Here is a 12,711-nt window from a genome sequence, read left to right on the forward strand (position 1 = left end):
AAGGGAGCTAAAAAAAACTCCCACAAAAACTTGACTCAATCGAATAAGGCTTTCTTGTTGACAAATATAAGAATTTGGAATATCTTATATTTAGCTTAATACTTAGTTATAGGTTAATTTTCTTTGTTTCAAGATTAAGACTTTAGCATTCTTTTAATGTTTACATTGACTGAATGAAAAAGTAACTTAATAGAAAAAGGAAAAGTGATTTTATAAATAAGTAGCCAATTAATAATGGAATATTTATTATGAAAGTTAATTTACATATAAAACCTATAAAGGGTAGCTCTTCAAAAAATTCGCTGTAATTAGTTGAAGGGAAGCCGACAATTTTTTTGTTTCCTATGATTATTATCATGGTGAAGCATAAAGATTGTCGGCTTTTTTATTGGGGAAAAATGTTGTTCTACTGTTACAGTTTATAAATGTCCGAATGATCCAACTAAAAATCAGTGGGAAAAGGTCGTACTGACGGAAGTTTCCCTTTATTAAAAGGAACGTTGGGGATTTTTGAAGTCAATGTGGTTTTCTAAGTAAGTTAGTAAAAGGAGAATTTCAACATGTTTGTTTCGCTGAGTTTGCCATTATTGCTAGTATTGTTTTTTATTATGATTTTAGTTTCTATGCTAAGTGGATTATTATTTCTGCATCCAAGAGTACCACTGAGCTTTGTGAAGATACATAGCTGGATTGTGTCTTTACCGCCTCTAGTTTCCTTAGTAGCACTTGTGAATCCGAATGGAAGGGGGAATTTTGGTCCATTACACTTGGATTCCTTGGCTTGGTTAATGACTTTTTTCGTTCTTGCCATAGGATTAATTGTGCAACGTTTTTCTATTCGTTACTTAATGGGAGATCGCTCTTATCGAAAATATTTTCCACTCTTTACGTTCACAACAGCTGCTGCTTCCATTGCTTGGTTAAGTGCTGATCTGCGCTTGATGGTTTTATTTTGGGGAGCAACGCTTGCTGGATTAACCTTTCTTATCAAATTAAACAATAGGTGGAAAATAGCAAATGAAGCATCTAAGCTCTCTGCCCGTAACTTTATATTTGGCTGGTTGTCCTTATTATTGGCGGTCCTTTGGCTATATCAAGGCACTGGTTATTGGCAATTAGCGTCTGTTTTATCCAGCGAAAATGTAGCTGAACTTGCAAGTTGGGAGAGAACTGGGATTAACTTACTGATTGTCCTAGCGGTTATCATTCCGGCAGCTCAATGGCCTTTCCAAAGATGGTTGGTAGAGTCTGTTGTTGCACCGACACCTGTTTCAGCAATTATGCATGCAGGAATTGTAAATGCAGGTGGGATTATGCTTGCTCGTTTTTCTCCACTATTTAATGGAGATATAGCTACTATTATCTTGCTTGTTCTAGCAGGTATATCTGTCTTGGTTGGTTCTGGAATCAGTTTAGTGCAAGTGGACTATAAACGTCAGTTAGTAGGCTCTACGATTGGACAAATGGGCTTTATGCTCATTCAATGTGCGTTAGGTGCCTATATTGCTGCGATTATTCATCTTATTCTACATGGTTTGTTTAAAGCCACTCTTTTTTTACAGTCAGGTTCAGCGGTGCGTCGTTTCGAAATATCTAATCAAAGTAATAAACAGACCTCCCTTTTATGGAGCATAACGGGGTGGATTTTAGGATTCGCTGTTGGATTGGTCTTTTGGCTCCAGTCACCAGGAGAGGGATATCAATTAATTAGTGCGATAATCTTAGGGTTGTCCTTGTCTATTTCTTGGAAACAGCTAGTAGCTTTGGGAGAGGGAAACATTGGTCGAATCGCAGGGTTATTAATGGTAGGAGGGACGGCTGCTATTTATGTCACTATTCATCATTTTTTCTATGATTTCCTGCAATCTACAGTTTCCCAGGGGACTCAGCCTCCAACAGTTGCAGTCATCATAATTACCTGTCTTTTATTAGTTGGAAGTGTAATAGGGTCATTTATTGCCCGTAATCGTTCGTCTATTTTCTTTGCAGTACTTTATCTATGGTTAGTAAGATTAGGCGAAGCAAAGCCAAAATCAGTGGAAAGCCATCCCAGTTATCTAAAACAACAATTGCCATAAGGAGGTAATTAGTGATGAGTGTTACATCAGTTTTAACAAAAGAAAGATCTAATAAGAAAGATATAAAGATAGAAAATACTAAAAGAGATATTAGTAATTTTGTTGAATCTGCTAGTAAAGTAATTGCACCACTTTGGCCGATTTCTACTTTTGCAGCACGTCATCCTTGGATGGGGCTTGAAAAGCAAACTTTTGATCAAGTTGCGGATCGGTTAAAGAATACTCGTGATGTGGATATTTATCCAAGTGCTTCTATGATTCTTTCAGCAAAAAATAAGGGGGAGATTAATGAAGCATTTGTGAAGCAAGGACTGCAGCGATGGCTTGATTCAAATTTACAGACGTTTAATATCCCTCGAGATGTCGCAGAGCGCTTTTGCCATGCAGCACTGAAATTGGAACCAATCCCATCTAATCTATTATCATCTGTAGAACTCAAGAAAAAAGTGGAGGAACTTAGGGAACAGAATGCCGATTCTATCAATCATTCTTCCATGCAACCAATCAGTTCCCAAATAGAGAATCAAGATGGGGAAAGGTTAATCAATATTCTCGATTACCATGTAATCAAGTGGTGTAAATTATATCTCGATGACTCACAGGCAGGTTGGGAAATGCCTCATCGTGAGGATGGTTTCTATCGTTCTTGGCATCGTCTCGTTTGCTATGATCCAGCACTATCTAAATCACAGCGTGAAAGTTTAAAAAAATGGCCAGAAGAGGCTGATAGTGCTTTGAAAAAAGCGTTAAAAGCACTAGATATCCCTGACACGGAAATCCAGAGTTATCTAGAAGTACATTTACTTTCGTTACCAGGTTGGGCAGGAATGATGCTTTGGCGTTCTAATCAGTCAAGTGAGGAAAATGCCCTAATCACCGAATATTTAGCAGTTCGAATTTCCTTGGAATGGGCTCTTATACATCCCTATCTCCCTTTTAGGAATAAACGATTGGAAAAAAGGGAGGCCACTCATTCTCTATTAGCAGCTTTGATTCATTGGGGTAGCCTGTCACTAAAGGAATGGACACAGTTGTCAAAGACTAAACAACACGAATATTTGCTATTTGCGGCAAGATTTGATGAGAAACTATGCAGAAAACTTTGGCTGGAAGCTTGGGAACAAACACATGCTGAGCAGTTAAGGCAAAAGATTATCTCCAAACAATCTAGGAACAGCGATAAGGATACGACGTTAGCGCAATTTGTATTTTGTATTGACGTACGCTCAGAACCATTTCGTCGTCAATTGGAAAAAGAAGGACCATTTGAAACGATTGGCATGGCTGGTTTTTTTGGAATACCAATTGCAACGAATGAATTGGGGAGCGCGCACAGTCATCCATCCTTGCCAATTATGAATAAGCCTTTGCATAAAATTATGGAGAGTACAGAGGAGAATGAATTAATTTCCTTTCAACAACGTAAGCAGGCAGTTCATTCCTTAAGTTATACATTTAAAACAATGAAACAGAACTTACTTGCAAACCTACTTTTACCGGAATTAAGTGGTCCCTGGCTTAGTCTTCAAATGGTAGCACGCAGTTTTGTGCCAAAAAGTGCAGATCGTTTGATTCATAATCTTCGTAAAAATTGGTTGCGTAAACCGAAGACAAACTTGGTGCTTCATCATGTTCATCAAACAGAGGAAGGAATACCGATTGGATTTTCGGAGAGCGATAAAGTGAACTATGCCCGACAAGCTCTAAAAATGATGGGAATAACAGACAATTTCAGCCCATTAGTTGTGATATGTGGACATGGAAGTCAAAGTATTAATAACCCTTATGCGTCTTCACTTGACTGTGGTGCCTGTGGAGGGGCATCAGGTGGATTCAATGCTAGGGTTTTAGCAACTTTATGTAACCTTGTTGAAGTAAGGGAAGAGCTAGCTTTGGAAGGAATAGCTATTCCTGATGATACTGTCTTTGTAGCGGCTGAGCACAATACAACAGTGGATGAATTACACTGGATATATATACCAGAGGAGCTTTCCGATTCAGCACATGCTGCGTTTCAGCGTATCGAAGCCATTTTGCCAAGAGTAAGCCACCAGGCAAATGCAGAGCGTCTTGCTAAATTACCTCATTTCCAATCGAAACAGAGCAAGCCAAAGTCTGAGGCCTATCAACTAGCTGAAGATTGGAGCGTGATCCGACCGGAATGGGGGTTAGCTGGCAATGCGGCTTTTATTATAGGACAACGTACATTAACGGAAGGTTCTGACTTAGAAGGCAGAGTATTTCTTCATAATTACAATTGGCAGAAGGACCGCAATGGGGAACTTTTAGATACGATTATTTCCGGTCCAGGAACTGTCGCTCAATGGATAAATCTAGAATATTACGCCTCAACGGTAGCTCCCCATTATTATGGTAGTGGCAATAAGGCAACGCAAACTGTTACAGCAGGTATTGGTGTTATGCAAGGAAATGCAAGTGACTTATTAACTGGCCTTCCTTGGCAATCTGTTATGCAATCAGACAATGAAGCTTATCATTCTCCACTTCGTCTGCTGATTGTCATTCAGGCACCTAAAGAATATGTGGAGCGATTATTAAAAAATAATGCAGCATTTCAACAAAAAGTAAAAAATGGTTGGCTCCGACTAGCGAGTGTCAGTCCAGAAGGTCATTGGGAAAACTGGTAGCAGTTGGTTTTTATAACAAAGGAGTGTACGATATGAATTTAGAAAAGACGAAAAAAGTGTTATTTCTGATGGATGTTAGAGAAGGCTTGGAGTCTATTTTAAAAGAAGAAACGAATATTCAACCAGAAAACATGCTGACTATCAAATGCTTTGGCCCTGTTATTTCCAATCCTTTTGGGGATATTATGAGGTCCATTATTATTGCTATTTATCAGGAACAAGTAGAAGAAATCTTTGTTGTCGGAACAAGAGAAGAAGGAAATAGTGCTATTTCTATAAAAGATCAATCTAATGCCAAAATACAAACATTAAATTATCTATTTCAAAATAGCATGCCTGAATTTTCCGGTGAAACAATTAATGAATGGCTAAATGGGAAACAAAATACTGGTGACAATATCAAAAATTGTGTTAATATGATTTGTCACCATCCATTAGTGCCTGCAGAGGTTAAAGTGAGAGGTTTAATCATCCATAATCAACATGGAAAGTCTGCCATCACTGAGATTTCGGCAAATAAAACTGCTTGAAAAATGAAAAAGCATGCTAAATGTTATTGAGTCATCAATCGGAATGGTATATATTCATATATATTACAGAGATTTGCTTCTACCATAAGCCAATCTTTTTAAAAATAAAAAACAGATTGAAAACTAGTTTTTATTGTTCAATAGGGGATGCATAGAAAATGAAAATATCAAAAGGCTCTTGTGAAGCCGAAATCAGTAAGGCAATTACTCAATGGGAAAAGGACTTTCTTGGTCGTGGATCTTTATCTGTTAAAACAGATATATTACGGGATATGATTATCGTGAGTTTACAAGGTATATTAACACCAGCTGAATATACGGTGTGTGAAACAAAAGAAGGACTATTAACCATTAAGAAAACTCGCTCCGAATTAGTGGAATCAGGAGTAGAAGAACTAAAGAAATGTATAGTAACCATTACTGGAGAAGAAGTAAAAAGTTTTCATACTGATTTAAGTTCACGCACAGGGGAACGCGTAATGATATTTAAATTATTTAATAATGTGGAAAATCTTTTTGTGTAAAAAAGACTAGGTATGGCATATAGGGTATTACGGTATTTTTTAGAGTGAAGAAAAATTCAGATGAAAAGAACAAGGCTGTGACAAAACTAAATAACTAATCTTTAAAGACGAACAATCTTTAATTTAGCTCTTAAATAAAGCTACTTTATCTATGTTTTTAAATATAGTTAAGTTTAAAAATAAGTTGTTCCATTGCGCTACAGACGCACGATTCTCTCTATTTCCTGCAGGAGTGGAGCGTCCTCCGCTACATTTCACTTCGTTTTTAAACCTTTTTCTAAAAAAAATAAACACGAACGTACATGTAATACAATTACATTATAGTTCGTGTTTATTGTTAGTTGAAATACTTATGTCCCAGCCTCGTTTATTTATTCTCCCAAAAAATAAATAAAACGCCTAAAAGAATAAGGCTAGAGCCAATCCAAAAGGTTATTCCGATATTTTCTCCAAGAATCATCCATCCAAGTACTGCCCCGACCACAGGCTGGAAGAAGAAAAAGATTCCTCCACTTGAGGCATTAAGCATTTGTAATCCACGATTCCAAAGTAGAAATCCTCCAGCTGTTGAAACAATTCCCAAATACAGTAAGCCTCCATAAATAGATGGATGTCCCCATTCAGAAATATTGATTCCTTGTAGCCGAGGCAAAACAAAAGGTGTTAACACGATTAGAGCAACAGTGATGGAATAAGTAGTCACTACAGTTTGTGAATAGTTACTTGGCAAAAGCTTTATAAGTACAGACATAAACGCCCATGTCAATGCGGCGAGTAAAAGTGTTATCCCACCTAGCTTGCTCGTTAAATCAAGATCCCCGATTCCAACAATAAGAAATACGCCAATGGTAGCGAGAATAACGGAAAAACCCTTTTTCATTGTCAAACGTTCTTTAAGCAGCAATCGTGCAAAAATCACCATAAATGCAGGGGTGGATGATGTGATAATTGCCCCCATTTGAGCAGAGGACAGCATGGTACCTGTTTCTTGTGCAACAATAGAAATGGCATTTCCAATAATGCCAATAGCTATGATGATAAGGAAATAACGTTTATCTATTCTCCATTTTTGCCGAGTTACAAACCCGATAATAATCAAAGTTACAATAGCGATTAGATAACGTAACCAAACAAGTTCAAGTGGGGAAATGACTGCAACAACCACTTTCACAACAACATACATACCACCCCAAATGCTGGCAGCTAAAGTTAAATAGATAGACCCTAATACAGTATTTTTCATGTTTTTTCCTCCGTTTATTGATTGCTATAAGCCCTTAACGGAGAAGTGTAGTCATCTTCCCTCATTAAAAGCAGAAAGATACTACTGGTACATCATTTTCAAATAACGGAGTCCAATACATGTGATTCACCTCATCGTTGGAAAAATTTTTCTTTCATTATAACAGATTCTGATAATTCATTGTTTTCGAATTTTATGGATATTAGAAAGTATGTTAAATTATTCATAACAGGGAAGTTACTAGAGGTCTATTTTTCTTTACATAGTAGATTAAAATATGGAGTGAATCTTTTGGTTTTGAAATAACGATACTGGAACAAGAAGAAATGTAATTATTAATGAAACCAAATTGTTCCATAGAAGTATAAATAAATAAAGAGAAAAATAACAAAATGTCTTTGCAACATGTGAACTTAAATTAGTCTGAATGGGAGGGGAAAATGAAGAAAGTTGCATTCTTGATAACAGTTGGCGTTTTTCTATTTATGACGGGCATTTATTTATCCACGAAATGGGTTATCTTTGGAACAGCTCTTTCTATTATTGGTAGCTTTATGGTGGGGGGAAGCTCCTATTTTTTGATTAATACAAAAAATAAGAGGACTCCTGAGTAACTGGAGGAAATAGGAGGATGGAGGTCGGATAGGATGAAAAAAATTATTTGGGCTTGTCTTACTTTAGCTGTGATTCTAGTTGTTAACTGGGGTTTAGCAACAATGTTTAATAATCATTTCATTGATTGGTCTTTTTTAGCTGGACTTGGGGCAACCATATTTATCGCTTTCTTTCATTCTTCTGGTGGGTTTACGTCTGATCTAGCTGATTCAAGACTTCAAAGCGGTAATAATGACGAATATTGGGACGCAAAAGAAGTGAAAACAAAAATCCCTAGGCAAAAAAGGAGTTTTACCCCAACCATTTCCTTCTACATTTCATTAGGATATACCATTATTGCTGGTATCGTTTCTTTCTTTTATTTTTGAAAACTATGAAACACCTAATTTTCGCTGTAAAAAAGTGTTCCTCTTCTTAGTAATATAGGGGGGGACAAATATGACTGATAGGAAGGATGGTAAGCATCCCAGATTAGAAAGCTATTTACTATATGGAATGATTTTTGGATTATTACCTGGAGTGATTGTTAGTATATTTGGTATTATAGCAGGAAATGTATTTCTAGCTGTTGCTGGTTGCGGAGTAGGGATTTCGTTAGGAATGTTGGTAGGTACTTTGCTATACTCTTTAAAAAAAGTGAATAGTTAAGTGAAATATAACCCTCCTGATGGAATAATAATGATAGCAATGTTTAATGGAAAAGCTGCTGGATGTGTGGCATCACGTAAATTTGGAATAAAAACAGAGTCACAGAAAAAAAGTTTCGGCCAAATGACAGCATAAGCCGTCTAATAAATAGAGTAAGAACGGCTGATAATGTCAATCTATCATTCCGGTTATCACAGAAGGATGAATAGCCAAAAAGGAGTACATGGCGACTAGAATAAGTTATAAAAGGAAACCCATGACATTTATCATTAATACTTCAGAATTAAGTTCCAATCCTCAGTCAAAACAACTCGGAGCTGAAATGGAAGTGGTAAATGTAGGATTTTTGCAATCCGATGAAATAGCGGAGATACATTGCTAATGAAGAGTATAGCATTATTGTGAACAGTAAAGATAATAAAAAAATAAACTAAAAATATTATATGGGAAGTCAGATGACTCCCCATATTTCTTTTAATCCGTCATATACTCATTCACTAAAACATAACATCTTTCTTTTGTTGATTCGTATAAAGAGATATATAATGCGACATTTTCAAAGGTGCCTCCATCATATTTTAGTCTTTCTTCCTCCGCTTTTGCTTCTTTTTCCTCTATCCATTTAAGCTGTTTAGTTTGCAAGTCTTGCATTGTCTCTTGTGACAAATCTTTTTTCAATGTTGCATAAATAGCATTCAGTGCTTCGTCATACTTTTCATAAGAAATGCCATAGTAATTTTTCATCGCGTTTGTAGCACCTGAATCGGAACCCTCTTTATCTGGAAATGTATCAAGCTCTTTCTGGAGATTGTCTAATCTTTCTAAAAAAACTTGTTTGTTGCCCGCAATCTTATCTGGCAAGGCATCAAGCACTTTCTGAATAGTAGCTAAGCTTTCTTGCCTTTTTTCCTCTATATTATTCTCTTGTTTCGAATCGTTATTATTATTAGCATCATCTGATTCACTTTGATCACTAGGATTAGGTTCCTCTATATTCTCAGATGCATCATCATTTGTAGAAGGCTCGTCTGTAGTTTCTTCAATATTCTCTGGTTCCGTTTGATTATTGCTTGATGGAGTTTCGTTAGATGAATTGCTGCAAGCAGACAATCCTAACAGTAAGATTACCAATAGGATTGCTTCTGTAAAAAATTTGTTTTTGTTCATTTGTTAATCCTCCCAATAAAAAATGGCGTCCATTATTAAATAATCATTTGGATTCCGATAAATGGTATCTATTTTAGCACGAAATGGCAATAGCTCACTAAGGCTAGCTGCTGATAAAAGCTCAATATCAAATTCCTGTAAAGCAAATCTTATCTTGACAGCAAATTCTTGGTATTTTTCGTTTACATATAAACGATGAGGTCCATCAAGTAAAAATCCTGAAGCACCACTGACTTTTTCATTCGTTTCGATACGAATCTTATGAAATCGTTCACCCATTCCCATAATCGCCACAGGTGCCAAACAGCATATATCAATAATGATTCCTTCCATATTCTCCTCACGCATCCTATATTTTTCTTCCACTGTGACGCCTTCTTTTATATAGCAAAATATTTCAACAAAAGATGCGTATCCCACTTCCAAAGTGATTCCACTCCGCCTCACAGATTAGATTAGGTATCCATTTTAGTCGATAAAACAATCGCCTAATTATGGGCTTCAATTTCTTGGTGATTCTCTGTATCATAGGGAAACCGATCGCCAACGACCTTTCCAGTAATTAGATTTTGTAATTATTTGTTAGAAAACGTATGTTTTACCATTCCATTTGTGGAAAGTAAATAATTCTGCTATATATATTAATTTCAATGGGAATCGAGTAGTATGGATGGAATGAAAGATATATTTATCTTATTTTCCGCTAGTAAATTTTCTGACGTAAGAAAATGAATAGGGATAAAATCATGGGTTTTAAAACGTTAAGCAATAGTGCAATTTAACCAATAATCAATAACAGCAAATTATGGTAAGTATAACATTTATCATACTATCATACATAGAAAATCCCATCAATTTTAGAGACAATTACACCTGTTTGGCTTGTTTCTTGACGCAGTACTAATTATGTGACACAATAACTACCGAACGGTCGGTAGTTTTATTAAAGGAGGATATGAAGGTGAATAAGTATTGGCTAATGGTATTTAGTGCGGGGATTGTGGAGGTTGCTTGGGTTTCTGGGCTTAAGCATGCATCCACTTTTTTAGAATGGACTGGAACGATTTTCGCCATCATTATTAGTTTTTATCTATTAATATATACAACAAAATATTTGCCTATTGGTACAGTATACGCTGTGTTTACTGGGCTGGGGACAGCTGGAACAGTCATTGCGGAAATCATTCTATTTAAAGAACCAATTAATCTAGTGAAAATGGTTTTGATTCTCGTATTATTAATAGGTGTAATTGGCTTGAAAATGGTAACAGATGAAGGGGCAAACAAAGAGGAGGCATAAACGATATGGCGTGGCTAGCTTTAATTGCAGCAGGATGTTGTGAGATAATTGGTGTCATTAATATTAAACGGTTAACGATGAAAAAATGGGATGCGCTTCTTTATTTAATCATTGGGTTTATGTGTAGCTTTGCATTACTTACTTATGCGATGAAGACTATTTCAATGGGGACAGCATATGGCGTATGGACAGGAATAGGCACAGTAGGCTCCGCAATCTTAGGGATGTTTGTATACGGAGAGCCCAAGGATTGGAAAAGAATTTTATTTATTGCAATGATTCTTTGCGCTGCAGTCGGATTGAAACTAATCTCATAAAGGAGAGAATTACGTGAAAAAAGAAGAGATAAAAAAAGCAGCGATTAAGTTTTTTTTACAAAATGGATTTGAAGGAGCATCTCTTTCAGAAATTGCAGAGGAAGCGGGCATTAAAAAAGCGTCTATTTATTCTCACTTCAAAGGAAAAGATGACCTTTTTCTCGAAGTATTAAAGGAAGCAAAAGCAGAAGAAATCGAGCGTAAACAGCAGTTTTTTGAAAAAGAAGATTGTAGCAATCCAGAAACGTTTCTCTATCATTATTTACTTTATGTAAAAGGGATGTTCCAGGAAAATGAAATGCTGAAATTTTGGTTGAGAATGGGCTTCTTCCCACCAATGCATCTATATGATGTCATTCAAAAAGAAGTAACAGAAGCAGAGAACTTCCAGGAGCATTTAATTGACGAAAAGTGCGCGAAATGGATAGAGAAAGGGCAACTTACTATAAAAGATGCAAACATATTTAACTCCGCTTTCACAGGAATTATCATCGCAATCATGGTTGAAATCGTTTATTTTAATTCAGGGAAAAGAGTGGATGATAAATTAGCAGCATTGTGGGAGGTTTTTTGGAAAGGAGTTTCAAGGTAGGGGAAGGGGGGAATTAAGTTTGCAAAAACATATCATTGTTAATATCCCATTTTATACGGAGGGAAATTCTAGCTTTCCAAAACCTGTACTAGGAAACTATGATTATTGGCTCCAAACAGTGGATTATTTTTTACGAAAATCGGATTGTTTTGAAATTCATTGTTGGAATGAAGAAGCGATTACTATAGAAGAACTCAAATCAACGTTTTATCCAGATATCGAAATACAGAAAGAGGATAATTTAACGATATTCCATGGAAAGAAAACAGCTGCTTTTGTCCATTATTTATCCAACAGCTATACAAATAAAGCTAGAGAATTAAAGTGGTTTACGGTGAATTTACTAATGGGAGAAAGGATGGTCTTTCATTCCAGTCATTGGGGAACAGAGATCTTTGTTCCCCATGCTACGGAAAAGGAAGTCGCATATATAAAAAGTGTATGCCCAAAAGATGCTCAAATCGAAAGCTATTGACTCGGATAGAAGTGTAATCAATGTATTAAGCTTCTCCAAATCCAAATGCAAAGGCTAATAATGTGAAAATCACACCTGCTATCCCATTTAAAAGAACTCCAAGAATAATATTGCTCCACTTTTTAGACAAAATAGCGAATACAATTCCAGTTATAGATAAAATTCCGAATAATAAGAAGAAGATGCCTGCATTATTGGCACTGAGAAAAAAGGATAATACAATACAAATACCAACCATAAGTAGAGATAACCATCCATTTTTTGTCATTAATAAGCCTCCATCCATTTGTAATAATTGTATTATACGATATATTTAAATGGAAATGGGGGTTATTTCCAGTTTTTAATGAAAAGAATCAACTAATCTCAATAGTTAAGCTAAATAAACCTTCCTCAAGCTCTCATTACATTCCGTATAAATAATTTTTCCAAATAGTGAAACTGATTAACGCGACACGCGTATATAGTTATATGTGGAATGCTTATAACATTCCTTATAATACTAAATTAATTCGTTAGCAAATGGAATTTTGAGAATATTTAAATATCATTAATGGAAATATTATACTATACT

General features: G+C 35.9%; 15 protein-coding genes. 11 read left to right on the top strand and 4 right to left on the bottom strand.

The window, feature by feature from the left end; genetic code table 11:
* The first annotated feature begins 560 nt into the window (after nt 1-560).
* The 4 genes from ADJ83_RS16205 (at nt 561) to ADJ83_RS16220 (ending at nt 5,780) form a co-directional block, all read left to right on the top strand.
* Nucleotides 561-2,078, top strand: a complete 1,518-nt coding sequence (locus ADJ83_RS16205) for an NADH dehydrogenase subunit 5 (protein WP_031539744.1) — start codon at nt 561-563, stop codon at nt 2,076-2,078.
* A gap of 14 nt (nt 2,079-2,092) precedes the next feature.
* Nucleotides 2,093-4,726 carry a DUF2309 domain-containing protein gene (locus ADJ83_RS16210; protein WP_031539740.1) on the top strand — a complete coding sequence of 878 codons (2,634 nt, stop codon included), beginning with the start codon at nt 2,093-2,095 and terminating at the stop codon, nt 4,724-4,726.
* A 32-nt stretch (nt 4,727-4,758) separates the two neighbouring features.
* Entirely contained in the window at nt 4,759-5,256 is a 498-nt protein-coding gene (locus ADJ83_RS16215) for a carbonic anhydrase (RefSeq protein ID WP_031539738.1), read from the top strand.
* 158 nt (nt 5,257-5,414) lie between these two features.
* The gene (locus ADJ83_RS16220) at nt 5,415-5,780 is read left to right on the top strand and encodes a DUF2294 domain-containing protein (RefSeq protein ID WP_031539737.1); all 366 of its coding nucleotides are present in this window, start codon (nt 5,415-5,417) and stop codon (nt 5,778-5,780) included.
* Between the two features lie 367 nt (nt 5,781-6,147).
* Here ADJ83_RS16220 and ADJ83_RS16225 read toward each other — a convergent pair whose 3' ends face one another.
* Complete coding sequence (locus ADJ83_RS16225; protein ID WP_031539733.1) at nt 6,148-7,023, bottom strand: DMT family transporter; 876 nt, start codon at nt 7,021-7,023, stop codon at nt 6,148-6,150.
* Nucleotides 7,024-7,463: 440 nt separating this feature from the next.
* On the opposite strand from ADJ83_RS16225, the gene ADJ83_RS25890 reads away from it, so the two are divergent.
* The 3 genes from ADJ83_RS25890 (at nt 7,464) to ADJ83_RS16235 (ending at nt 8,286) form a co-directional block, all read left to right on the top strand.
* Nucleotides 7,464-7,637 carry a hypothetical protein gene (locus ADJ83_RS25890; protein WP_192840956.1) on the top strand — a complete coding sequence of 58 codons (174 nt, stop codon included), beginning with the start codon at nt 7,464-7,466 and terminating at the stop codon, nt 7,635-7,637.
* Nucleotides 7,638-7,670: 33 nt separating this feature from the next.
* The gene (locus ADJ83_RS16230; protein WP_031539731.1) at nt 7,671-8,006 is read left to right on the top strand and encodes a hypothetical protein; all 336 of its coding nucleotides are present in this window, start codon (nt 7,671-7,673) and stop codon (nt 8,004-8,006) included.
* A gap of 70 nt (nt 8,007-8,076) precedes the next feature.
* On the top strand, nt 8,077-8,286 hold the full coding sequence (locus ADJ83_RS16235) for a hypothetical protein (protein ID WP_031539728.1): 210 nt from the start codon (nt 8,077-8,079) through the stop codon (nt 8,284-8,286).
* A gap of 474 nt (nt 8,287-8,760) precedes the next feature.
* On the opposite strand, the gene ADJ83_RS16240 is transcribed toward ADJ83_RS16235, so the two are convergent.
* Together ADJ83_RS16240 and ADJ83_RS16245 are read right to left on the bottom strand one after the other, a co-directional pair.
* Entirely contained in the window at nt 8,761-9,453 is a 693-nt protein-coding gene (locus ADJ83_RS16240; RefSeq protein WP_031539727.1) for a lysozyme inhibitor LprI family protein, read from the bottom strand.
* A gap of 3 nt (nt 9,454-9,456) precedes the next feature.
* Complete coding sequence (locus ADJ83_RS16245; protein ID WP_152910835.1) at nt 9,457-9,819, bottom strand: hypothetical protein; 363 nt, start codon at nt 9,817-9,819, stop codon at nt 9,457-9,459.
* A gap of 589 nt (nt 9,820-10,408) precedes the next feature.
* On the opposite strand from ADJ83_RS16245, the gene ADJ83_RS16250 reads away from it, so the two are divergent.
* From ADJ83_RS16250 to ADJ83_RS16265, 4 genes are read left to right on the top strand one after another with little or no spacing between them, the layout of a single operon-like run.
* A complete protein-coding gene (locus ADJ83_RS16250; protein WP_031539722.1) occupies nt 10,409-10,753 on the top strand; it encodes a DMT family transporter in 345 nt (114 codons plus the stop codon).
* Between the two features lie 5 nt (nt 10,754-10,758).
* Nucleotides 10,759-11,070: a DMT family transporter gene (locus ADJ83_RS16255; RefSeq protein WP_031539721.1), complete on the top strand. Its 312-nt coding sequence runs from the start codon at nt 10,759-10,761 to the stop codon at nt 11,068-11,070.
* A 13-nt stretch (nt 11,071-11,083) separates the two neighbouring features.
* On the top strand, nt 11,084-11,662 hold the full coding sequence (locus ADJ83_RS16260; RefSeq protein WP_031539720.1) for a TetR/AcrR family transcriptional regulator: 579 nt from the start codon (nt 11,084-11,086) through the stop codon (nt 11,660-11,662).
* 19 nt (nt 11,663-11,681) lie between these two features.
* A complete protein-coding gene (locus ADJ83_RS16265; protein WP_031539718.1) occupies nt 11,682-12,137 on the top strand; it encodes a hypothetical protein in 456 nt (151 codons plus the stop codon).
* A 25-nt stretch (nt 12,138-12,162) separates the two neighbouring features.
* On the opposite strand, the gene ADJ83_RS16270 is transcribed toward ADJ83_RS16265, so the two are convergent.
* A complete protein-coding gene (locus ADJ83_RS16270) occupies nt 12,163-12,405 on the bottom strand; it encodes a hypothetical protein (protein WP_031539717.1) in 243 nt (80 codons plus the stop codon).
* Between the last annotated feature and the right edge of the window lie 306 nt (nt 12,406-12,711).

Source organism: Bacillus sp. 522_BSPC (genome assembly GCF_001076885.1).
Taxonomy (GTDB): domain Bacteria; phylum Bacillota; class Bacilli; order Bacillales; family Cytobacillaceae; genus Niallia; species Niallia hominis.